Here is a 21,316-nt window from a genome sequence, read left to right on the forward strand (position 1 = left end):
AGCAGGCATCCGCGTCATGCGTAGGCTCCTCTGGCAGGCGCTGCGCCGGCCCGTCACCCTGCCGCGGCCGGCGGCATCCGAGAGTGCGCTGGCGGAACTCGCCGAGTCGGTCGACCTCGCCGCCAAGCGGCGCCTCGGGCGCAGCCTGTCGATCAGGCAGGTCGACGCCGGCTCCTGCAACGGCTGCGAGCTGGAGATCCACGCTTTGAACAACGCCGTCTACGACCTGGAGCGCTACGGCGTCCGCTTCGTCGCCTCGCCGCGTCACGCCGACGTGCTTCTGGTAACCGGGCCGGTGACCACGGCGATGCGCGAGGCGCTGGAGCGGACCTGGACGGCGACACCCGAACCAAAATGGGTGGTGGCCGCCGGTGACTGCGCAGCCGGTGGCGGCCTGTTCGCCGACAGCTACGCCGTGGCGGGCGGCGTCGCCGATGTGGTACCGGTCGACCTTCATATCGGCGGCTGCCCGCCGACGCCGACGCAGCTCCTGCGCGGCCTGCTGGCGCTGCTCGAAGCGACGCCCGATAATGTCCGGACCCGAAAATAGGAGAGCCGCAATGGCCGAATACGAGTTTTGCAAGGTCGAGAAGGAAGGGCCGATCACGATCGTCACCCTCAACCGTCCGGAGGTGATGAACGCGCTGCATTGGCCGGCGCACTTCGAACTCGAGAAGGTCTGGGACGATTTCGCCGCCGATGCAGACCAGTGGGTCGCCATCGTCACCGGTGCCGGCGACCGCGCCTTCTCCGCGGGCAACGACCTGAAGTTCCAGGCCGCCGGCAACAAGATCCGCCGCGCCAAGACCGGGTTCGCCGGCCTGACCAACCGCTATGATCTCGACAAGCCGGTGATCGCCGCCGTGAATGGCGTCGCGATGGGCGGCGGCTTCGAGATCGCGCTCGCCTGCGACATCATCGTGGCGTCCGAGAACGCGAAATTCGCCCTGCCCGAGCCGCGCGTCGGCCTGATGGCCGGCGCGGGCGGCGTCCATCGCCTGCCGCGCCAGATCCCGCTGAAGCAGGCCATGGGCATGATCCTGACCGGCCGCCACGTGCCGGCGGCCGAGGGCAAGGAACTCGGCTTCGTCAACGAGGTTGTCCCGGCCGGCCAGGCGCTGGAGGGCGCCAAGCGCTGGGCCAAGCTCGTCCTCGGATGCTCGCCGATGTCGATCCGCGCCTCCAAGCAGGCGGTCTACAACGGCCTCGACATGGGCAACCTCGAGGGTGCGGTGCGCAACGTCTACACGTCGCAGGCCGCGATGATCGAGAGCGAGGACTATATCGAGGGCCCGAAGGCCTTCGCCGAGAAGCGCAAGCCGAATTGGAAGAATCGGTAAGATCACGCTTTATCCCGGAGCGCGGGCGTCCCGCCCGCTCCCGTCCCCGCCGCGGGACCGGTGAAACGGGGCGGGCGAGACGCCCGCGCTCCGACAACCGACGAGGCCGGCCATGACCGAAGAGAAGCGCGCCAGCGGCACCTGGGATCCGGGGCAGTACGCCCGCTTCGGCGATCATCGCCTGCGTCCCGCACTCGAACTCTTCGCCCGCATCGACCACGACGCGCCGAAGCTGGCCGTCGACCTGGGCTGCGGCGGCGGCGAGATCGCCCGGGTGATGACGGAGCGCTGGCCGGACGCGGCGGTGATCGGCATGGACTCGTCGCCGGAGATGCTGGCCAAGGCCAGCAAGGTGCCGTCCAGCGTGCAGTGGTGCCAAGCCGACGTCACGGAATGGCAGCCGCCCCGGCCCGCCGACGTGCTGTTCTCCAACGCGATGCTGCACTGGGTGGCCGGGCACGGCACCCTCTTCCCGCGGCTCTTCGAGATGCTGGCGCCCGGCGGCGTCCTGGCCGTCCAGATGCCGCTGAGCTGGCCCGAACCGTCGCACCAGGCGCTGCGCGAGGTCCTGAAGGACCTCGATCTCGGCACGCCGGAACTGCACGCCTCGGTCGATCGCCGCTGGGTGCAGCCGACCGGCTTCTATTACGGCCTGCTGCAGCCCCTCGCGTCGGTGATCGACATCTGGGAGACGCGCTACCTGCAGGTCCTGCACGGCGAGAATCCGGTGCTCGAATGGGTCAAGGGCAGCGCGCTGCGGCCCGTCCTCGACGTCCTGACGCCGGACGAGCAGACGCGCTTCCTCGACGAATACGGCGCGCGCCTGCGCAAGCTCTATCCGCCCCAGGAGGGCGGCGAGACGCTCTTCCCCTTCCCGCGCCTCTTCATCGTCGCGAAGAACGCCTAATCGGCAGACACTCCATGGCATGACACTTGCTGATTCCGGGGCACAACACACACGCCCTGGAGGCATAGGTCATGGAAATCGGCGTCTTCATCCCGATCGGCAACAATGGCTGGCTGATCTCGACGACCTCGCCGCAGTATATGCCGACGTTCGAACTCAATCGGCAGATCGTCCAGCGCGCCGAGCATTACGGCATGGACTTCGCGCTCTCGATGATCAAGCTGCGCGGCTTCGGCGGCAAGAGCGAGTTCTGGGACCACAACCTTGAGTCCTTCACGCTGATGGCCGGGCTCGCCGCCGTCACCGAGAAGATCCGCCTCTACGCCTCGGTCGCGGTGCTGACCATTCCGCCGGCAATCGTCGCACGCATGGCCTCGACGATCGATTCCATCTCGGGCGGCCGCTTCGGCGTCAACATCGTCTCCGGCTGGGCGAAGGCGGAGTACGAGCAGATGGGCCTGTGGCCGGGCCAGGAGCATTTCGCCAAACGCTACGACTACAGCACCGAATATGTCCGCGTGATGCAGGAGCTCTGGGAGACGGGCCGTTCCGACTTCAAGGGCGAGTACTTCCAGATGGAAGACTGCAAGCTCAGCCCCAAGCCGTCGCAGCGGGTGAAGATCGTCGCCGCCGGCCAGAGCGACCGCGGCATGGCCTTCGCCGCCGAGTATGGCGACTACAACTTCTTCCTGGGCGCCGGCGTGAACACGCCGACCGCCTTCGCGCCGCACACCGAGCGGCTGATGGAGGCGGCGGCCAAGACGGGCCGCGACGTCGGCGGCTACATCCTGTTCATGGTGATCGCCGACGAGGCCGCGCACGCCAAGTGGCGGCACTATCTCGACGGCCTCGACAAGGACGCCATCGCCTGGATGTTCTCCGAAGCCGGCGCCGACCACACGGCGACGGACGGGTCATCGGCCAAGGCGTTCCTGGTGCCGGACGGTGCCATCAACTTCAACATGGGCACCATCGTCGGCTCCTACGCCAACGTCGCGCGCATGCTCGACGAGGCCGCGACCGTGCCGGGCACGAAGGGGCTGATGCTGACCTTCGACGACTTCCTGATCGGCATGGAGCAGTTCGGCCAGCGCATCCAGCCGCTGATGCAGAGCCGCAGCAACGTGAAGGTCGCGGCGTGACACCACTCGCGCCGATCGCGATGCCTTCACCCTCCGCCATTGCGGAACAAGCCGAGGTGCGGCTTCCGGTATCGCAGGCGTTCTCTTGCATGTCGTCCCCGGGCAAGGGGCGTAGCCCCGCCGACCCGGGGATCCAGGCGGCTAGCCTGAGCGCTCGCCCTGGATCCCCGGATCTCCGCTTCGCTGCGTCCGGGGACGACACTGAAGGGGGCGGCGATAGGTATTTATGGGGTTTTATGGGGGTGCCCAGCGCGGAGCCCGGTCGCCGTGCAACATTGTGGAACAGTTTTCGGTAAGTGTTGCACGGAGGCGCGCGGCGGAGAGGGATGGGGTTTCATTCCCTTTCATGGGTTGGCCGCGCAAGCGCTCTTAGGCACACGCCGAAGGGCGTGGCGTCAGGTCTTCTGTACGATGTTCATCAGCGCGCCGCCGGAGCGGAGCCGCAGTGTACCGGCAAATAGTCCTAATGTCGAGTGCATCGACGCGTGAGCTCCTCACCGTCATTACGAAACAAGGGGACGTGCGGCTTCCGGGACGGCGCGTGTTCCCTTGCATGTCGTCCCCGGGCAAGGGGCGTAGCCCCACCGACCCGGCATCCAGAGCGGCAGCCTGAGCGCCTGCCCTGGATCCCCGGATCTCCGCTTCGCTACGTCCGGGGACGACACTGAAGAGGGGACTCGGTCGGTGGGCCCTACTTCGCCTTCGGCTGGCGCCCCAGCATGTGGAATTCCGGGTTGGGGCGCAGGCTCATCATGTTGGCGAGGCGGTTCGACATGGCGAAGAAGGCCGCGATGCCGCCGATGTCCCAGATGTCGTCGTCGTCGAAGCCGTGCGCCCGCAGGGCGGCGAAATCGGCGTCGTCGACCTCCTCCGCGCGCTTCGACACCTTCATCGCATAGTCGAGCATCGCGCGCTGGCGCGGCGTGATGTCGGCCTTGCGGTAGTTGGTGGCGATCTGGTCGGCGATCGTCGGGTTCTTCTCGCGGATGCGCAGGATCGCCCCATGCGCCACGACGCAGTAGAGGCACTGGTTGGCGCCGCTGGTCGCGACCACGATCATCTCGCGCTCGCCCTTGGTGAGGTTGCCGCCCCGCTCCATCAGCGCGTCGTGATAGGCGAAGAAGGCGCGGAACTCGTCGGGACGATGGGCGAGGGCCAGGAAGATGGTCGGGATGAAGCCCGACTTCTCCTGCACCGCCAGGATGCGCTCGCGAATGTCGGCCGGCATGTCCTCCAGGGACGGCACGGCGAACCGCGAGATCGGAAGCGCGGACGGGGACTCGGTCACGGATGGCACTCCTGCTGCCGGAGGATCGGGCCGTGGAGTCCTACAGCCCCCGGCCGGCTGGGCCAAGCCGCAGCACGCTCAGGGATGCGGCCCCCAGGGTGCCGCCTGCAGCAGCCTGTTCTCCTGGGTCATGATCAGCGGCCGGATGCGCTTGCCGAACTCGGTGAACACCGGGTCGGCGAACACCGCCGCCCAGTGTCGGCGCCGGTCGGCGTCGTCGTCGTATTTCCACAGGTGGACGAGCTGGTTGAGCGTGCCGATGTCGCTCTGGAAATAGCCGATAAGTTTGTCGGAGTATTTGTCGTACCAGGGATACTCCTGATAGACGGCGACGGCTTCCGCCATCTTGCCGACGTAGAGCGTATAGGTGCGCAGTTCGTACAGGGGCATTTGCCTCTTCCTTCCATTATGGTCATGCAAGTAGCCCTCATGCTGAGGAGCGGCCGAAGGTCGTGTCTCGAAGCACGAGGGCGGACCGAGAATGCTCGGCAGCCGGTGGCCCGGTCATCCCCGCCCTTCGAGACGGCCCTGCGGGCCTCCTCAGGGAGGGGATGACCTAATCCTTCCGCCTGCAATGGCTCCGTAAGCCATCTGAGTCACGCCTCGACCAGCTCTGCCGCTGGCAGCGGCGCCCGTCCGCGGATCATGTCGGAGGCTTTCTCGCCGATCATCAGCGTGCCGGCGTTCGTGTTGGCCGACGGCATCGTCGGCATGATCGACGCGTCGGCGACGCGCAGCCCCTCGAGGCCATGCACCCGCAACTGATCGTCGACCACGGCGGCGGGGTCGGTCGCCGGGCCCATCCGGCAGGTGCCCATCAGGTGGAAGGCGGTGGTGCCGCGCTGGCGCGCGAAGGAGAGCAGCTCGTCGTCGCTCATCGCCGCATCGCCCGGCAGCTCCTCGCCGTCGAAATAGGGTGCGAGCGGCGTCGTCCGCAGCAGGCGGCGGGCGAGCCGGATGCCGCCGAGCAGCACCTGCCGGTCCATCTCGTGCGCCAGGTAGTTCGGCTGGATCGCCGGCGCCTGGAGCGCGTCCGAGGTCTTCGCGCGGACATAGCCGAGACTTTCCGGACGATGCTGCCATGCGGCGACCGTCATGCCGGGGAAGTCGTCGAGTTGCGACTGGACGCCTTCCTTGTAGCTCGCCGGGGTGAAGGTCATCTGCAGGTCGGCCTTGTCGAGCGCCTCGTGCGACTTCCAGAAGCAGTGCACCAGCGTCGGCTGCAGCGTCAGGATGCCCTGGCGCCGGACGACATAGTCCATCACCTCCTTCACGAGCCGGATGCCGCGGGTACTCTCGTTGATCGAGGCGATGTTCTTCACCCGGCCGACGACGCGCACCGGATAATGGTCGCGCAGGTTCTCGCCGACGCCCGGCAGTGCGTGAACGACGGGAACGCCGATCTCGCCGAGCAGCTTCGGCGATCCGACGCCGGAAACCTGGAGAAGCTGCGGCGAGTTGACCGAGCCGCCGCTGAGCACGATCTCGCGCCGCGCCCGCACCTCGCGCTCGGTCCCGCCCTGGCGGTAGCGGATGCCGACGGCGCGCTTGCCCTCGAACAGGATGCGGGTCGCGTGCGCCTTGGTGCGGACGTCGAGATTGGGGCGCTTCATCGCGGGGCGCAGAAAGGCCCGTGCCGCACTCATCCGCCGGCCGCCCTGGACCGCGCGCTGAAAGAAGCCCACGCCCTCCTGGGTGGCCCCGTTGTAGTCCGGGTTGCGCGGAATCCCGATGCTGACCGCCCCGTCGATGAACGCGTCGCAGAGCGGGTGCTTCCAGGCCAGATCCTCGATGGTCAGCGCGCCGTCGCGGCCGCGATAGGCGTCGTCGGCCGCGCCGACACGACGCTCGGTGCGCTTGAAATAGGGCAGCACGTCGGCATATCCCCAGCCGCGATTGCCCATCTGCGCCCAGCCGTCATAGTCCATGCGCTGGCCGCGGTTGTAGATGTGGCCGTTGATCGAACTCGACCCGCCCAGCACCTTGCCGCGCGGCGCATGGATGGACCGACCGTCGATGCCGGCACCGGGCTCGGTCTGGTAGAGCCAGTTCACCGCCGGGTTCACCAGCGTCTTCATGAAGCCCGCCGGGATGTGGATGAACGGGTTCCAGTCGCGCGGACCCGCCTCCAGCACGCAGACGGTCACGTTCGCATCCTCGCTGAGCCGGGCCGCGACCACCGAACCCGCCGACCCGGCACCGACGATGACATAGTCGAACGCGTCCGCAGCCCCGTTGGCCATCATCCATCCTTCGCCGCATAGACCGGCGGTCCGCTGCCGCCCGAGGAATGATGCTGGCGCGCCTGGGCCCGGTCAATGCGCCCGGATCGCTCGCCCGACGGGCCAGTCCCGGCAGTCGTCCTTATCGAGCAGGGCCGGTGCGAGGCTGCCCTTGTCGCTTTCGGAACCGTTGGCATCTGCAGGACTCCGGCGCAGGATGTGCGGGGCGCCTCTGGCACACAAGGGAGCGATGGGATGCAGGTCTCGGTTCGTCTCGTTCTACTGCCGCTGCTTCTTCTGGCCGTCTCACCCGTGCAGGCTGCCGGCGATCCCGACAACGGCGCCAGGCTGACCCAGACATGGTGCAGCGGCTGCCATGCGGCTGGGGCGAGCGGTGCCGATGTCGCGCCGCCGCTGCGCGAGATCGCCGCGCGGCCCGGCCGGACGCAGGCGTATCTTTATGCATGGCTGACGGATCCGCATCCGCCGATGCCGCGGCTCGACCTCTCGAACCGCCAGATCGCGGATCTGATGGCCTACCTCGCCACGCTCTCGAAGCAGCCCTGATGTGACGGCCGGAAGAGCCGGGTCCGACGCCCGGCAACGAGGAAGGCAAAATGCCCGACTGGCCTCGACGCGTGTTCCGATTCCTGCCGCGGTCTTCGCTTACCCGCCGCCCTCGCAGCCAGGTTCGGGTTCTGAAATAAACGCCGCTGCACGGCAAATCGACGGGACACGATCTCTTACGAGTCATGCAGTCGCCGGCAGCCCGGTGATTTGACTTGAATCAATCGCGGGCGCACCGAAGTCCTCTAAGTATCATAACAATGCGAATGCGGGAGGTACCGATGCAGGCCAAGCACATCATGACGAGAGACGTCGCGACCGTATCGTCCGACGCATCGGTCCGCGAAGTCGCGCGCCTCATGACCGAACGGCGCGTAAGCGCTGTGCCGGTCGTGAATGCGAAGGGACAGATCGACGGCATCGTCAGCGAGGGCGATCTCATGTTCCGCGTGGAGACGGGAACGGAGCGCCCACGCTCATGGTGGCTGTCCCTCTTCTCCTCCGCCGACGGGTTGGCCACCGACTTCGTGAAGGCTCACGCCCGCTCGGTTGCCGACGTAATGACCCGGAACGTCGTAACCGTCGACGAGGCCGCTCCGATCGCCGAGGTCGCACGGATTCTCGAAGAACGGCACATCAAGCGTGTGCCGGTCCTGAGCGATGGCCGGTTGGCCGGCATCATCTCGCGGGCGGACCTGGTGAGGGCGCTCGCATCGGCCGCCGAACCGCTCGGTCCGATGCCGAGCCCCGACGACGAGACGCTGCGCGAGCAGGTCGACACCGCCCTGCGCGCCGCTGGCTGGACGGGCACGTTTCCCATCGGCGTCAGCGTCAGCGAAGGCGTGGTCCATCTCTGGGGCTTCGCCGACTCGGAGGCGCGGCGGACCGCGATCCGCGTCCTCGTCGAGGAGATCCCGGGGGTGAGGAGAGTCGAGAACCACCTCAAGCCGTCGCTGCCGGCCTATGGCGGAATGTAACGGGGTGTCGGGCGCGCTCCAGCGCTCGCTCCCGTCCCCGGCAGCAGAGTAGGAACAATGCACCCCACCATAACCTGGATCCTGGTCGCCGACGGCCAGCGCGCACGCATCGTCGAGAACGGAGGGCCCGGAAAGGGCCTCCAGCCCGTGACGCCGGAACCGCTGGTCAATTCCGACCCGCCCTCGCGCAACCTGGGCACGGATAGGCCCGGCCGGGTCAGCGAAAGCGTCGGCGGTGCCCGTCATGCGATCGAACCGCGCACCGACCCGCATCGCGACCAGAAACGGCGGTTCGCGCAGGAACTGGCCGACCGGCTCGACCGTGCCGCAGGCGAAGGTGCGTACACGCGCCTGATCCTGGTCGCGCCGCCGCAGATGCTCGGCGACCTGCGCGACGTCCTCACGGAGCGAGCGCGTGCGCTGGTCGCCGCCGAGATCGACAAGGATCTGACCAAGGCGGACGACCGGGAGTTGAAAAGGCATCTTGACGCCGTGATCGTGACCTGAGGCGCCGTGGCCGAGGTAACCGGCCGAGACCGACGCCAGCTCCGCAGCGATAGGATGTCGACAGCCTCGCTCAAAGAGTCAAAAGTGTCCGCTCCGCATCAGAAGGAGAGCAGGTTATGGCCGACCCTGAGAAGACCGAAAATGCTCAGACGGTCACCCGCCCGCAGGCGCGGCGTGTCTGGGTCACCCCCGTGCTGACGGTCGCGTCCGTCGACGTGGCGGAAGAGAGTCCCGGCGCCGGTGGGGACGGCTCCGGCAGGTCGTAGCCTTCGGGGCCGCAACCGGCGCAGCACCCTGTACCCCCGCTGTGTCGGCATCGTTGAAGCGCGCGCAGCAATCGCTATCATCCGGCGCCTGCGATGATTGCCATGCCGGTCGCGCCGTGATCCGCCCCAGGCGGTGACCGGGGCCGGAACACAGCGGGGCGTTGGGATGGAGCCGGTGGAGATTCTGTTCGTCGATACGGACGTCGTCGCTTGCGACGGCGGCGGCGACGCGTTGGGGCATCCGCGCGTCTATCTCCATATGACCGATGCCGGCGAGGTGACCTGCCCCTATTGCGGGCGGCGATACATCCAGGAAGAGAAGGCGGCAGCGGGCGGCGGGCATTGACCGACACGGCGGCAGAGACGCAGGAAAGCAAGACGCGGAAGAGCGAGACCGGGGCGGCGGCGTCTGAACGGCCCACGCTCTGGCTGATCGACGGCTCCGGCTACATCTTCCGCGCCTTCCACGCACTGCCGCCGATGACGCGGCCGGACGGGACGCCGGTCAATGCCGTGTTCGGCTTCTGCAGCATGGTCATCAAGCTGCTGGACGACATGCACGCCGACCATGTCGCGGTGATCTTCGACAAGGGCGCGACCAGCTTCCGCAACGACCTCTACGACGCCTACAAGGCGAACCGCGACGAGCCGCCGGACGAGCTCAAGCCGCAGTTCGGCCTGATCCGCGACGCGACCCGCGCCTTCGCGCTGCCCTGCATCGAGACCGAGGGCTTCGAGGCGGACGACATCATCGCAACATACGCCCGCATCGCCACCGAGGCGGGAATGGACGTGACCATCGTGTCGTCCGACAAGGACCTGATGCAGCTGGTCGGCGATCACGTCCGCATGTGGGACCCGATGAAGCAGCGCAGCATCGGCCCGGAAGAAGTCCGCGAGCGTTTCGGCGTAGGCCCCGAACTGGTGGTCGACGTGCAGGCGCTCGCCGGTGACTCGGTCGACAACGTGCCGGGCGTGCCGGGCATCGGCGTGAAGACCGGCGCGCAGCTCGTGCTCGAATATGGCGGCCTCGATGCACTGCTCGAGCGCGCGCACGAAATCAAACAGCCGAAGCGGCGCGAGAACCTGATCGCCTTCGCCGATCAGGCCCGCCTGTCGCGCGATCTGGTACGCCTGCGCGCCGACGTGCCGACCGAGGAGGGCATAGACGACTTCGTCGTGCGGCAGCCCGACCCGGACACGCTGCTGGGCTTCCTGCGCGAGCAGGGCTTCCGCTCGATCACCGCGCGCGCCGAGCGGCAGCTCGCCGGCAGCGGCGCGCCCGTCGCCGCTCCCGCCGCGGACGCAGCACCGCCCCCGCCCGCCGAGGTGGCCTACACGCTCGTCCTGGACGAGGCCACGCTGCGAACCTGGATCGACCGGGCGATCGAAGCCGGCGCGGTGGCGCTGTCGGTGAAGACGACCCATTCCGATCCGTCGCGCGGAACGGTCTGCGGCATCGCCCTTGCGCTGGAAGCCGGCAGCGCCTGCTACGTTCCGTTCGCCGCAGCGCCGATTGCGAACGGGCAGCTGGACTTTTCCGCTTCGGGCGACGCGCCGGCCGCCCTCACCGCCGAGCGGGCGATGGACCTGCTGAAACCGCTTCTCGCCGACCCGTCGGTGCTGAAGATCGGGCAGAACCTGAAGTTCGACATCCGCGCCCTGAAGCGCTTCGATGCCAGGGTGACGCCGGTCGACGACATGACCCTGCTGGCCTACGTGCTCGACGGCTCGGGCGGACTGACGGTCGGCGAACTGGCCGAGCGGCATTTCGGCCATGCCTGCGTATCCCTGGAGAGCGTGATCGGCAAGGGCAAGGCGGCGATCACCTTCGACCAGGCGCCGCATGACCGTGCGCTGGCCCATGCGGCCGAGGAAGTCGACTATGCCGCCCGCCTGCACGCGCTCTTTCGCGGCCGGCTGGTGCTGGAGCGGATGACGGCGGTGTACGAGACCATCGAACGCCCGCTGGTGCAGGTGCTGGCCGACATGGAGGAGGCCGGGGTGCTGGTCGACCCGGACCAGCTCCGCGCGCTGTCGAAGGATTTCGGCGAGCGGATGGCCACCATCGAGACCGACGCCTACGAAATCGTCGGGCACGAATTCAACATCGGGTCGCCGAAGCAGATCTCGGACATCATCTTCGGCGAACTGGGCGTCGCCGGGGGCCGCAAGTCGAAGACGGGCGCCTTCACGACCGGCGCCGACGTGCTGGAGGATCTGGCCGGCCAGGACACGGGACAGGCCGGCCAGCTCGCCCAGAAGGTGCTCGACTGGCGCCAGATCTCGAAGCTGAAGAGTACCTACAGCGACGCCCTGCTGGACGAGATCAACCCCGACACCGGCCGCGTCCACACGACCTTCGCGATGGCGGTGACCACGACGGGCCGGCTGTCTTCGAACGACCCGAACCTGCAGAACATCCCCGTCCGCACCGAGGAGGGCCGCAAGATCCGGCAGGCCTTCGTCGCGTCACCCGGCCACGTCCTGTTGTCGGCCGACTACTCGCAGATCGAACTGCGCCTGCTCGCCCATGTCGCGGAGATCGAGTCGCTGCGCACGGCCTTCCGCGAGGGCTACGACATCCACGCGATGACCGCGAGCCAGGTGTTCGGGACGCCGGTCGAGGGCATGGACCCGCAGGTGCGGCGCAAGGCCAAGGCGATCAATTTCGGCATCATCTACGGCATCAGCGCATTCGGCCTGGGCCGCCAGCTCGGCATCCCGCAGGGCGAGGCGCGCGCCTACATCGATGCCTATTTCGAACGCTATCCCGGTATCCGCGACTATATGGAGCGGGCCAAGTCGTTCGCGCGCGAGCACGGCCACATCACGACGATCTTCGGCCGCAAGTGCTATACGCCCTACATCCGTGACAAGAACCCGGCGAAGCGCAGCTTCGGCGAGCGCGCCGCGATCAACGCGCCGCTCCAGGGCTCGGCGGCCGACATCATCAAGCGGGCGATGGTACGTATCCCGAAGGCGCTCGGCGATGCGGGGCTGAGGGCGCGCATGCTTCTGCAGGTGCATGACGAACTGCTGTTCGAGGTGCCGGAAGCGGAGGCGGAGCGCACCGCGGCGTTGGTCCAGGGGGTGATGGAGCGCGCCGCATCGCTCAGTGTGCCGCTGGTCGTCGATACCGGCACGGGCCGGCATTGGGGCGAAGCCCACTGACCACGGCCCGGCCTGCGCTCAGACGGCGGCGTCCGGACCGACCACGGCGCGGGCGAGCAGAGCGAAGGCGATTCCGGCGAGCAGGTTGGCCACGAGATTGAACCGCTGGACATCTTCCGCCTGCACGTCGCCGCGGCGCGCCTTCCACAAGGCGTACATCCGCGTGAGCGACGGTGCGGAGAACATCTGCGCGCCGAAGGTCAGCAGTGCGATGCCCATTCCCCAGTTCCACCCGGCCACCGTGGCGGGAAGGACCCAGCAGACGATCTGCGCGAACCGGAACGATTCTGACACGACGTGCACCTCGGAGTTGGCAGAGGCCCGCAATGTGCCGGCTTCGGCTCGGCCGGGCCAGCCCCATCGTGCGCAGGCGGGACCGGACCGTTGACACAGCCGACGCAGGGGCCGCAGCGTCCCTCCATGCCGAGGCTTCACGCCACATGCGTTGCGATCGATGGCCGGGGTGTCCTGCTTCGAGGCGCATCGGGCGCCGGCAAGTCGGACCTCGCACTGCGCCTGATCGACCAAGGGGCCGACCTGGTGGCCGACGATCGGGTGGACCTGTTCGATGTCGACGGTGTGCTGCGGGCGGCTTCGCCGGCGGCTATTGCGGGCCGCATGGAGGTCCGCGGAATCGGCGTGATCCCGATGCCCTATCTGCCGAGCGCCGAGATCGTCCTGCTGGTCGATCTGGTCCGTCCCGAAGTCGTCGAGCGGATGCCGGAGCCATCCTTCTGCCGCCTCGGCCGGTTCGAGGTTCCAGCCCTCGCGCTCACGCCCTTCGAGGCATCGGCTGCGGCGAAGATAAGGCTCGCCGTCAGGCGGCAGCCTCGCTGACCTGCCGCTTCTGAGCGCTCCGCGCCGGAATCGACGCCTCGACCACCGTCCCCTGCCCGGTGCGGCTGTCGATCTCCAGCGTACCGCCATGAAGTTCGACCAGCGCCTTCGTCAGTGGCAGGCCGAGGCCCGTCCCGGCATGCTTGCGCGACATCGCGTTCTGGACCTGGCCGAACGGCTGGAGCGCCTGATGAACCTGTGCGGCGGTCATGCCCACGCCGGTGTCGGTGACCCGCAGAACGAGGCGCCCGCCCTCCTCGGCAGCCGACAGGGTGACGATCCCCCCGCGCGGGGTAAATTTCACCGCGTTCGAGACGAGATTGACGATCGCCTGCTTCAGCCGGGTCGGATCCACCGTCCACCGCAGGCCGCGTTCCGGGACGTCCAGCCGCAACTCGACCCCCTCCAGCGTCGCCCGCTCATTCTCCCAGCGCTCGCCGGTCCGCAACAGCTCGACGATGTCCGTGTCCACGGGTTCGAGGACCATGCGTCCGGCCTCGACGCGCGACAGATCGAGAATGTCGCTGATGATGGTGAGCAGGTGCTCGCCGCTGTCGCGAATGTCGCCTGCATATTCACGATAGCGTTCGTTGCCCAACGGCCCCAGCAGCTCGCTTTCGAGGAGTTGCGAGAACCCGATGATCGCGTTCAGCGGCGTGCGCAGCTCGTGGCTCATGTTCGCCAGGAACTGGGACTTGGCGGTGTTGGCCGCCTCCGCGGCGTCCTTGGCCTGTCGCAGGCGCTCGCCGAGCCGCTCCCGCTCCGTGACGTCGAAGCGCAGCATCAGGCACCCGCCGTCGTGCGTGCGGTGCTCGAAGACTTCCAGAACACGGTCCTCGTAGTGGACGAGGATGGCGCCGTTGGCTGCGCGGTGCCTGTCGAGCCGTGCCTTGATCCAACGCTCGGGATCCTGCATCGCATCCGGCAGCAGCCCCCGCGCGACCGATAGGCGGATCACCTCCTCGAACGTCACCCCTTCCCTGTGAAGGTCGGGGTGACCCGGTAGAAGGCTCTTGTTCTGCTCGCTGGACAGGACCAGCCTGTCGTCCGCATCGAACAGGACCACGCCCGCGGGCATGGTCTCGAGGGCGTCCCGCAGCAGTCGCTGTGCGCTGCGCAGGTCCGTGACGTCACGCCCGGTGCCACGATACCCGGCGAATTCGCCGTTCTCGTCGAACTTCGGCACGGCGCTGCCCTGGATCCAGCGCACGCCCCGCGGCGTGCGGCGAGCATATTCGATGTCGCGGAACGGACGCCGCGACGAAATCGCTTCCTCCAAGGCTTCGCGGGCCTTGGCATCGATTGCGACGATGTCGAACTCCCTCCACCGCTTGCCGATGTGCCAATCCGCCGCCACCCCGATGACGCGCTCGACGGAGTCCGACATCCAGACGATCCGGTGAGTCCGGTCGGTCTCCCACGCCCAGTCGGCCATGGCCGTGACGATGTCGCGGAGGCGTTGCTCGCTGGCGGCCAGACGCTGTTCCGTCGAGACGCGCTCGGACACGTCGCTCAGCGTCCCGACCACCCGCAGCACGCGCCCCGCCTCGTCCCGCATGGCGCGCCCGCGGACCTGCACCCAGATCCAATCGCCGGACGCGTGCCGGACGCGATGTGTCGCCTCGAAAGCATCGGTTTGGCCTTTCACATGGTCGCGCATCCGCGCCCTCACCATCGCGAGATCGGCAGGATGGACGAGCGCACGCAGCGCCTCCGCGCGGATGGGACGTGGCTCGGAACGACCCACGATCCGGTCCCACACCGAGGATAGGAAGAATTCGCCGGTCGCCAGATCCCATTCCCACACGGCGTCGCGAACGCCTTCCAGCGCCTCGCTCAGGCGCCGCTCGCTGGCACGAAGTGCCAGTTCCGCGGCCTCCTGCGCCGATATCCGGCGGAGCAGCGTCACGCCGAGGAGAGCGATGATCAGCGCCACCGCCAGGGTGATCACCGCCGTTTCCAAAGCACGCGACCACCAGCTGATCAGATGATCGCCTTCGCTCAAGCCGACGGATACGGCGATGGGCACGTTGGCCAGCCGTGCAATGGCATGCATCCGGCCTTCGCCATCGATCGGCGAGATCCGCGTGGCCGCCGCGGGCGTGCTGCCGTGGTGCAGCGCCGTCCAGGCCGGTCCGCCGGGGAACGTTCGCCCGATCGCGCTCGGATCGTGTGGTGAACGGACGAGAAGAACGGCATCGTTGCGCCAGATGGCGGCGCTTCCCATACCGCCGATGTTCAGCGACCCGATGAGGCGGCGGAGTTCCAGAACATCGATGAAGGCGACGATCGCCCCCAATCGTACCCCGGATCGGTCGAAGCGAGCCTTCCACACCGGCAGGAGGTCGCCTGGCGACACGGGCTCGACCTTGATCCCGAGGTCGATCGGCTCGTCCGTCACCGCGAGTAGCGGGCCGCGCCGTCCCACCGTGTGCAACAAGCGGCCGGACCGGTCGTAGACCGCCATTCCCGCAATGATCGGGCTGTGGAATGACGAACGTCGGAGGATCGCTCGCGCCTCGGTCGCCGACGATGCGTCGCGGACGCCATCGGCCGCCAAATCGAGTTGAGAAGCGACGACCCCGAACAGCTCTTGGAGATGGGTGGCCAGAAGTGCGGAGAGGTTGTGGGCCAGCCTCAGGGCATGGGTGCGGTTCTCCTGGCGCGCCTGGAGAAGGCCGACGAACATGTATCCGAGGACGGCCAGGATCGCGACGCCAGCGAAGCCTATCGCCCGCCGTTTCGCAGCAGCGTGCGGAGCCGAGTTCCATGCACGATCAGGCCGCATGGCTGCTCGGCGAACCGCTCGACAGCCAGACCCGTGACCGGACGCCCAAAGCCGCTTCTGGCAGACCCCTCAAAGCACGCCCCCGCGAAACAGATCGGCGGCGCGCGTCTTCGCTCCGTCGAGCCTGCAACGCTAGGGGCGTTGCGTTGAACAGCCGTTAAAATTCAAGAAAGTGCCGACCGACCCGCGACCGACACATGACAGAGGCGCCTACACCTCTTCCAGATTCGCGGCCGCCATCTTGCCGTTGCGGTCCTTCGCCAGTTCGTAACTGACCTTCTGCCCCTCCGACAAGGAACCCAGTCCGGCCCGCTCCACCGCGGAAATGTGCACGAACACGTCGTTGCCGCCGCTCTCCGGCTGGATGAAGCCATAGCCCTTCGTGGCGTTGAACCATTTGACTGTACCGACGGCCATAGGGATCTCTCTCGCTCTGTCGTTTAGCGTGTCGCCAGCCGAGCGGGCGGCTGGCGTCTTCTTCAAACGCGACCGGCGACCATGTAGTTCCGGCGCCCGCGTGAGAAGATGGGCGCGAACCGCGGCACCGCCGCCGGACGAAGACGGAACGTACAGATGCTGAAGGCGAAACTACTGGTCCAGGCCTGCCTTCGCGCGAGCGCGGCTGCCGGACGCGCCGCGACACTGCTGCGACGGGGGTACGAGGATGCGGGGGCGATCCTGATCAGGCTGGACCTCCTGGACGGGACTGCCGTCGTTCTCACGCAGACGCGCGACGCCGAAGGAGAAGCGGCGTGGATGCGCGGCACCGGCGCCAACCCGGTGCCGTCCGCCGAAGCCGACGCCTATATCGACCGCCAGGTTGCACGCGACCCCGATCTCTGGGTGGTGGAAGTCGAGGACAGAGCCGGCCGGCATCCCCTCGGCGAAAGGATCCTCTGACGGCGCGATTCAGCGGTCCGCCGCCAGCACCTCTTTCACCTTGCTCGCCAATTGCTGAAGGCTGAACGGCTTCGGCAGGAAATGGACGTCCGGGAACGTCTCGAGCTTCTGGCGGAAGGCCCCTTCGGCGTAGCCCGAGATGCAGATGATCTTGAGATCGGGCCGCTGCTCGCGGAGCTTTCCGATCAGGGTGGGACCGTCCATTCGAGGCATGACGACATCCGTCACCACGACGTCCACATGGTCCGGCGCGGTATCCAGAACCTGCAGTGCCATGTCGCCGGAGCGAGCCTCCAGGACCTTGTAGCCCTTGTTCCGCAAAGCCCGCGCACTGAACAGGCGGACGGGGTCCTCGTCCTCGACCAGCAGGACCGTGCCGTTGCCCGTCAGGTCCGCCGACGCGGAGTCCATGCGGGCGGGATGGGCCACGGTAGCCTCGCCCTTGTACTGGGGCAGGTATATCGAGAAATGTGCGCCGCTGTCCGGCTCGCTGTCGACGAAGACGTAGCCGTCCGTCTGCTTGACGATTCCGTACACGGTCGAGAGGCCGAGACCGGTTCCGGAGCCGACTTCCTTGGTCGAGAAGAAGGGCTCGAAGATCCGGTCGAGGTTCTCCTTCGGGATCCCCATGCCGGTATCGATCACCTCGATGAGCACGTACTCGCCCGCCAAGATGGTCTCGCGTCCCACGACGCGGTCGACGGGAAAGCTCGCGTTCGAGGTGCGTATCGTCAGCACGCCGCCGTTCGGCATCGCGTCCCGGCCGTTCACAGCGAGGTTCATGATGACCTGCTCGAACTGGATCTGATCGACCCGGACGAGCCCGAGGTTGCGGCCGTGCTGCATGCTGAGGTCGATGCCGGCGCCGATCAGCCGCCGCAACAGGTTAGAGAGCTCGGCGAGCGTGTCCGTCAAATTCAGGATGCGCGGCTGCAGGGTCTGCTGACGCGAAAAGGCGAGCAGCTGGCGAACGAGGTTGGCCGCCCGGTTGGCGTTCTGCTTGATCTGCATGATGTCGGCGAACGACGCGTCGCCCGGCTGATGCCGCAGCAGCAGCAGGTCGCAGAATCCGATCATCGCCGTCAGCAGGTTGTTGAAATCGTGGGCAATGCCTCCGGCCAGCTGCCCGACGGCGAGCATCTTCTGGGACTGGGCGAACTGCACCTCGAGGCGCTTCTGGTGCGTCGTCTCCACGAGGTGGAGCATCAGGCCGGTGCCTGCAGCGTCTTCGAGGGGACGCGCGTAGAGCGCCCATGTCCGGTCTCCGCCCCCCGCCAGCGGTACCTCGATCGGGGTGGCCCCGCCGCCCTCCCGGGCTGCGACCAGCTTCGCCGCGACGTCGGCTCGTTCCGGCACGCGCACGAGGTCGACGAACGGCATGCCCCCGAGTTCCGCACGATCATGCCCGATGAGGGTCGCGAAGGTGGGGTTGGCCTCGGAGATCCGCAGATCGTGATCCAGAAGCGCCACGCCGACGGGCGCCTCCTCGAAGAACCGCTGGAAGCGCAGTTCCGAAGCCTTGAGCGCCTGCTCCCACTCGCGTTCGGGCCGGAGATCCCGGACGACGGAGCGGGTCATGAGCGTGCCGGTCGCTTCGCCGGGCACGATGCTCTGCGTGATCTGCGCCTGGATCGGCCGCCCACCGACCCCGCGAAGCACGGTTTCCCCCCGTTCCGCTGCCGCGGGATTTGCGAAAGGCGAGTGCCCGGGCGTACCCGGCACCGGAACCTCGACGAGGAAATCGTGCAGGCGCCAGTTGCCGCCCATCAAATCTTCCGCAGCGACGCCGAGAAGACCCGCCAAGGCGCCGTTGACGAAGAGGAAACGGCCATCGGCGTCCACGGAGTAGAACCCTAGAGGGGCGCTCTCCAGAAAGTCCGCGAGTTTGCGCTGGTCGGCGAGCATGGCTTCGACCAGCGCATGGTGTGACGTCGCATCGCGAAACGTCCAGACGACCCGCGGTTCGTCGCCGGGCACCGGCAGGGCGGACACCTCGTAAGCGTGCCGATGCCCCGCCTCGTCGGGCCGGAAAACGTCACGCGTGCTTGCCACTCCGCCTTTCGCCTGCGCATCCAGATCGTTGAAAGCTTCGACAGCCTTGGACGACCTGCACAGCCAGGCGCGCAGACGCGACTGGGCCGAGCCGCCCTCCGCACCAACCAGGTCGTTGAACGCCCTGTTCGCGAAGACTTCGTTACCGCGCCCGTCGACGATGACCTGCGCATCGGGGCGGGCATCGCCGGCGGCGGCGAGAATTTCCGCCGTTCGCCGGTCGCGGCGGGCCCTGAGCGCGAAGACGGCCAGCCAGCCGCCGCCGATCAGGACAAGGACCAGGACCGTGATGCCGACCGCCGTCACGGTCGCGGTATCTGCCCTTCCCCCGGAAATCTGACGCATGGACAGGGTCAGCGCCGATCCGGCCATCGCACCGACCAGGAGCAGCAGCAAGGTCCGCCAGAGCGAAGACGGGCGGCCGTGCGCATCGATCGGCGGCGCGGCAGTCTCGCGTCGTCCTTCCGGAACGGTCACGTGCCGCGCGGCGGGCGGTCGCAGCGATCGGGGTACGGTCCGATCGGTCATCGCTTCTTCAGTTTCCACACAAAGCTGATGACTTCAGCGACGGCGCGATAATGTTCCGTCGGAACCTCCTGATCGATCTCGACAGACGCGAAAAGCGCCCTCGCCAACGGCGGATTCTCGACCGTGGCCACGCCATGTTCGCGTGCCACCTCGCGGATCCGCAACGCGAGATTGTCACCGCCCTTCGCCACGCAGCGCGGCGCGGACATCGTATCCGGATCATACTTCAAGGCGACGGCGAAGTGAGTGGGGTTCGTCACGACGACGTCGGCTGTCGGCACCGCCGCCATCATGCGGCGGCGCGAACGCTCCATCCGGAGCTGCCGCAGCCGCTGCTTGATCATCGGGTCGCCTTCGGACTGCTTGAACTCCTCCTTCATCTCCTGCCGCGACATGCGCAGCTTTTTGATGTGGTCGAAACGCTGGTAGAGGATGTCGGCAGCAGCGATCAGGAACATCACCGCGAGCACGCCGACGAGCAGCTTCAGCGTCAGGGTCTGCAGCATGACGAGGAGATCCTCGATCTCCATTCCGGCCGTGAGTTCGATACGGTCGAACTCGGGGAGCAGCAGCATCGTCGCGACCGCCGTCACGATCGCCAGCTTGAGCAGGCCCTTGATGAACTCGAGCACCGACTTCAGCGAGAAGAGGCGCTTGAAGCCGCCCATCGGCGAGATCTTCTCGAGCTTCGGCTTGAGCGATTCCGTCGACAGCAGGAAGCCCGTCTGCAACAGGCCGGGGGCGATCGCTGCCGCGATCATCAGGACGCAAGGCAGCGCCAGCAGCAGACCCACGCTGCCCGCCATGTCGAGAAGCATCGCCCGGGCGTCGTCCCCCTCCACGGCGAGCGCGTGAGGCTGTTCCAAAAATTTCTGCATGGCCGCCGCCAGCCCCGTGGCGAGCGACGGCAGCGACATTATGACGAACAGCGTCCCGCCGAGGATGATGAACCAGTGGTTCAATTCGCGCGACGACGGGACCTGCCCCTTCTCGCGCGCATCATCGAGCTTCTTTTGCGTAGGGTCTTCTGTCTTCTCGGAAGAATCGCTCTCGTCCGCCACGGCTCAGCCTCCGAAATACAGCGTACGGAGGCTCTGCTCGTAGCCTTCCAGGAACCAGGTCATGCCGAAGCTGAGCGTCAGCGCCAGGACGAGCAGGCCGATCATTATCTGTACCGGCACCGCGAGGAAGAAAACCTGGACCTGGGGCATCAGGCGCGACAGCAGCCCCATCCCGACGGTGACGAGGATGCCCACCAGCAGGAACGGCGCCGACAGCTGCATGCCGATGCGGAAGGAATCGCCGACGATCCGCGTCGCCGCCTCGGCGAAGTCGCCGATCGGCGGCAGCTGCCCCGGAACGAACAGGCGATAGCTTTCGACGATGCCCGCGAGCATCAGGTGATGCAGGTCCGCGACGAAGACGAGCACGAGCCCGAGCGTGCTGAGGAACGTGCCCGTCACCGGCGTCTGCGTGTTGGACATGGGATCGAAGGCCATCGCTCCGGCGAGGCTCGTCTGGAAGGCGATCACGTTGCCGGCGACCTGCAGCGCCGACATCATCATCCGCGCGGCAGCGCCGACGAACAGTCCGACCCCGATCTCCGTGATCAGCAGCACCTCGAGCCCGCCCGGCACGCCGGCGAGCGTCGGTCCGACGACTGGAGCGACCACCAGCGTCACGGCCAGCGCCAGGAGCAGGCGCACCTGGGGCGAGACCATCGCTTCGCCGAAACCGGGCAGCACCATCACCGCCGATCCCACGCGGCAGAACACGAGGAAGAACGTCAGGACGTCGACGAGGACCAGACGCTCCAGCACC

General features: G+C 67.4%; 21 protein-coding genes. 12 read left to right on the forward strand and 9 right to left on the reverse strand.

All coding sequences use genetic code 11. The features are described 5' to 3' along the window. The first annotated feature begins 16 nt into the window (after positions 1 to 16). The 4 genes from ABIE65_RS10510 to rutA all read left to right on the forward strand — a co-directional run bounded on the left by ABIE65_RS10510 (position 17) and on the right by rutA (position 3,389). Positions 17 to 550, forward strand: coding sequence for an NADH-quinone oxidoreductase subunit B family protein (locus ABIE65_RS10510; RefSeq protein WP_354077554.1), 534 nt, complete (start codon positions 17 to 19; stop codon positions 548 to 550). 10 nt (positions 551 to 560) lie between these two features. Further along, a complete protein-coding gene (locus ABIE65_RS10515; protein WP_354077555.1) occupies positions 561 to 1,340 on the forward strand; it encodes an enoyl-CoA hydratase-related protein in 780 nt (259 codons plus the stop codon). 112 nt (positions 1,341 to 1,452) lie between these two features. Continuing rightward, entirely contained in the window at positions 1,453 to 2,247 is a 795-nt protein-coding gene (locus ABIE65_RS10520; protein WP_354077556.1) for a methyltransferase domain-containing protein, read from the forward strand. A 71-nt stretch (positions 2,248 to 2,318) separates the two neighbouring features. Then, positions 2,319 to 3,389, forward strand: a complete 1,071-nt coding sequence (gene rutA, locus ABIE65_RS10525) for a pyrimidine utilization protein A (protein ID WP_354077557.1) — start codon at positions 2,319 to 2,321, stop codon at positions 3,387 to 3,389. Between the two features lie 691 nt (positions 3,390 to 4,080). On the opposite strand, the gene ABIE65_RS10530 is transcribed toward rutA, so the two are convergent. The 3 genes from ABIE65_RS10530 to ABIE65_RS10540 form a co-directional block, all read right to left on the reverse strand. After that, positions 4,081 to 4,677 (reverse strand): peroxidase-related enzyme, encoded by a 597-nt coding sequence (locus tag ABIE65_RS10530; RefSeq protein ID WP_354077558.1) that lies wholly within the window; start codon positions 4,675 to 4,677, stop codon positions 4,081 to 4,083. A gap of 78 nt (positions 4,678 to 4,755) precedes the next feature. Then, complete coding sequence (locus tag ABIE65_RS10535) at positions 4,756 to 5,067, reverse strand: NIPSNAP family protein (protein WP_354077559.1); 312 nt, start codon at positions 5,065 to 5,067, stop codon at positions 4,756 to 4,758. 206 nt (positions 5,068 to 5,273) lie between these two features. Further along, positions 5,274 to 6,920, reverse strand: coding sequence for a GMC family oxidoreductase (locus tag ABIE65_RS10540; protein WP_354077560.1), 1,647 nt, complete (start codon positions 6,918 to 6,920; stop codon positions 5,274 to 5,276). A 234-nt stretch (positions 6,921 to 7,154) separates the two neighbouring features. Here ABIE65_RS10540 and ABIE65_RS10545 point away from each other — a divergent pair, with 234 nt between their 5' ends. The 6 genes from ABIE65_RS10545 (at position 7,155) to polA (ending at position 12,390) form a co-directional block, all read left to right on the forward strand. Then, the gene (locus ABIE65_RS10545) at positions 7,155 to 7,466 is read left to right on the forward strand and encodes a c-type cytochrome (RefSeq protein WP_354077562.1); all 312 of its coding nucleotides are present in this window, start codon (positions 7,155 to 7,157) and stop codon (positions 7,464 to 7,466) included. 281 nt (positions 7,467 to 7,747) lie between these two features. After that, positions 7,748 to 8,443 carry a CBS domain-containing protein gene (locus ABIE65_RS10550; RefSeq protein ID WP_354077563.1) on the forward strand — a complete coding sequence of 232 codons (696 nt, stop codon included), beginning with the start codon at positions 7,748 to 7,750 and terminating at the stop codon, positions 8,441 to 8,443. A gap of 57 nt (positions 8,444 to 8,500) precedes the next feature. Further along, positions 8,501 to 8,950 carry a host attachment protein gene (locus tag ABIE65_RS10555; protein ID WP_354077564.1) on the forward strand — a complete coding sequence of 150 codons (450 nt, stop codon included), beginning with the start codon at positions 8,501 to 8,503 and terminating at the stop codon, positions 8,948 to 8,950. 116 nt (positions 8,951 to 9,066) lie between these two features. Further along, positions 9,067 to 9,216 (forward strand): hypothetical protein, encoded by a 150-nt coding sequence (locus ABIE65_RS10560; protein WP_354077565.1) that lies wholly within the window; start codon positions 9,067 to 9,069, stop codon positions 9,214 to 9,216. 166 nt (positions 9,217 to 9,382) lie between these two features. After that, the gene (locus ABIE65_RS10565; protein ID WP_354077567.1) at positions 9,383 to 9,562 is read left to right on the forward strand and encodes a zinc-finger domain-containing protein; all 180 of its coding nucleotides are present in this window, start codon (positions 9,383 to 9,385) and stop codon (positions 9,560 to 9,562) included. Then, the gene (gene polA / locus ABIE65_RS10570; protein WP_354077568.1) at positions 9,559 to 12,390 is read left to right on the forward strand and encodes a DNA polymerase I; all 2,832 of its coding nucleotides are present in this window, start codon (positions 9,559 to 9,561) and stop codon (positions 12,388 to 12,390) included. The genes ABIE65_RS10565 and polA overlap by 4 nt, the downstream gene beginning before the upstream one ends. A gap of 18 nt (positions 12,391 to 12,408) precedes the next feature. Here the strand turns inward: polA and ABIE65_RS10575 are convergent, their stop codons facing one another. Further along, positions 12,409 to 12,684, reverse strand: coding sequence for a hypothetical protein (locus ABIE65_RS10575; protein WP_354077569.1), 276 nt, complete (start codon positions 12,682 to 12,684; stop codon positions 12,409 to 12,411). A 126-nt stretch (positions 12,685 to 12,810) separates the two neighbouring features. Here ABIE65_RS10575 and ABIE65_RS10580 point away from each other — a divergent pair, with 126 nt between their 5' ends. After that, positions 12,811 to 13,227, forward strand: a complete 417-nt coding sequence (locus ABIE65_RS10580) for an HPr kinase/phosphorylase (protein WP_354077570.1) — start codon at positions 12,811 to 12,813, stop codon at positions 13,225 to 13,227. Here the strand turns inward: ABIE65_RS10580 and ABIE65_RS10585 are convergent. Both ABIE65_RS10585 and ABIE65_RS10590 read right to left on the reverse strand, forming a co-directional pair. Next, positions 13,208 to 16,015 carry a PAS domain S-box protein gene (locus tag ABIE65_RS10585; protein ID WP_354077571.1) on the reverse strand — a complete coding sequence of 936 codons (2,808 nt, stop codon included), beginning with the start codon at positions 16,013 to 16,015 and terminating at the stop codon, positions 13,208 to 13,210. The two genes, ABIE65_RS10580 and ABIE65_RS10585, sit on opposite strands and share 20 nt — an antisense overlap. A 210-nt stretch (positions 16,016 to 16,225) precedes the next feature. Next, entirely contained in the window at positions 16,226 to 16,432 is a 207-nt protein-coding gene (locus ABIE65_RS10590) for a cold-shock protein (RefSeq protein ID WP_354077573.1), read from the reverse strand. 156 nt (positions 16,433 to 16,588) lie between these two features. On the opposite strand from ABIE65_RS10590, the gene ABIE65_RS10595 reads away from it, so the two are divergent. Further along, positions 16,589 to 16,915 (forward strand): DUF1491 family protein, encoded by a 327-nt coding sequence (locus ABIE65_RS10595; RefSeq protein WP_354077575.1) that lies wholly within the window; start codon positions 16,589 to 16,591, stop codon positions 16,913 to 16,915. Positions 16,916 to 16,924: 9 nt separating this feature from the next. Here the strand turns inward: ABIE65_RS10595 and ABIE65_RS10600 are convergent, their stop codons facing one another. The 3 genes from ABIE65_RS10600 to fliR are packed head-to-tail and all read right to left on the reverse strand — an operon-like array spanning position 16,925 to position 21,315. Continuing rightward, positions 16,925 to 19,495: a PAS domain-containing protein gene (locus tag ABIE65_RS10600; protein WP_354077577.1), complete on the reverse strand. Its 2,571-nt coding sequence runs from the start codon at positions 19,493 to 19,495 to the stop codon at positions 16,925 to 16,927. Beyond that, positions 19,492 to 20,556, reverse strand: a complete 1,065-nt coding sequence (flhB, locus tag ABIE65_RS10605) for a flagellar biosynthesis protein FlhB (RefSeq protein WP_354077579.1) — start codon at positions 20,554 to 20,556, stop codon at positions 19,492 to 19,494. Before flhB ends, ABIE65_RS10600 begins: the two co-directional genes overlap by 4 nt. Before the next feature lie 3 nt (positions 20,557 to 20,559). Further along, positions 20,560 to 21,315 carry a flagellar biosynthetic protein FliR gene (fliR, locus tag ABIE65_RS10610; RefSeq protein WP_354077581.1) on the reverse strand — a complete coding sequence of 252 codons (756 nt, stop codon included), beginning with the start codon at positions 21,313 to 21,315 and terminating at the stop codon, positions 20,560 to 20,562. Position 21,316 lies beyond the last annotated feature (1 nt).

The organism is Constrictibacter sp. MBR-5, assembly GCF_040549485.1.
GTDB lineage: Bacteria > Pseudomonadota > Alphaproteobacteria > JAJUGE01 > JAJUGE01 > Constrictibacter.

What these genes read in the sequence shown, in the direction of transcription:
- ABIE65_RS10510 (WP_354077554.1), top strand. Translation starts at nt 17, where the DNA reads ATGCGTAGGCTCCTCTGGCAGGCGCTGCGCCGGCCCGTCACCCTGCCG.
- ABIE65_RS10515 (WP_354077555.1), top strand. Translation starts at nt 561, where the DNA reads ATGGCCGAATACGAGTTTTGCAAGGTCGAGAAGGAAGGGCCGATCACG.
- ABIE65_RS10520 (WP_354077556.1), top strand. Translation starts at nt 1,453, where the DNA reads ATGACCGAAGAGAAGCGCGCCAGCGGCACCTGGGATCCGGGGCAGTAC.
- rutA (WP_354077557.1), top strand. Translation starts at nt 2,319, where the DNA reads ATGGAAATCGGCGTCTTCATCCCGATCGGCAACAATGGCTGGCTGATC.
- ABIE65_RS10535 (WP_354077559.1), bottom strand. Translation starts at nt 5,067, where the DNA reads ATGCCCCTGTACGAACTGCGCACCTATACGCTCTACGTCGGCAAGATG.
- ABIE65_RS10540 (WP_354077560.1), bottom strand. Translation starts at nt 6,920, where the DNA reads ATGGCCAACGGGGCTGCGGACGCGTTCGACTATGTCATCGTCGGTGCC.
- ABIE65_RS10545 (WP_354077562.1), top strand. Translation starts at nt 7,155, where the DNA reads ATGCAGGTCTCGGTTCGTCTCGTTCTACTGCCGCTGCTTCTTCTGGCC.
- ABIE65_RS10550 (WP_354077563.1), top strand. Translation starts at nt 7,748, where the DNA reads ATGCAGGCCAAGCACATCATGACGAGAGACGTCGCGACCGTATCGTCC.
- ABIE65_RS10555 (WP_354077564.1), top strand. Translation starts at nt 8,501, where the DNA reads ATGCACCCCACCATAACCTGGATCCTGGTCGCCGACGGCCAGCGCGCA.
- ABIE65_RS10560 (WP_354077565.1), top strand. Translation starts at nt 9,067, where the DNA reads ATGGCCGACCCTGAGAAGACCGAAAATGCTCAGACGGTCACCCGCCCG.
- ABIE65_RS10565 (WP_354077567.1), top strand. Translation starts at nt 9,383, where the DNA reads ATGGAGCCGGTGGAGATTCTGTTCGTCGATACGGACGTCGTCGCTTGC.
- ABIE65_RS10580 (WP_354077570.1), top strand. Translation starts at nt 12,811, where the DNA reads ATGCCGAGGCTTCACGCCACATGCGTTGCGATCGATGGCCGGGGTGTC.
- ABIE65_RS10585 (WP_354077571.1), bottom strand. Translation starts at nt 16,015, where the DNA reads ATGCGGCCTGATCGTGCATGGAACTCGGCTCCGCACGCTGCTGCGAAA.
- ABIE65_RS10590 (WP_354077573.1), bottom strand. Translation starts at nt 16,432, where the DNA reads ATGGCCGTCGGTACAGTCAAATGGTTCAACGCCACGAAGGGCTATGGC.
- ABIE65_RS10595 (WP_354077575.1), top strand. Translation starts at nt 16,589, where the DNA reads ATGCTGAAGGCGAAACTACTGGTCCAGGCCTGCCTTCGCGCGAGCGCG.
- ABIE65_RS10600 (WP_354077577.1), bottom strand. Translation starts at nt 19,495, where the DNA reads ATGACCGATCGGACCGTACCCCGATCGCTGCGACCGCCCGCCGCGCGG.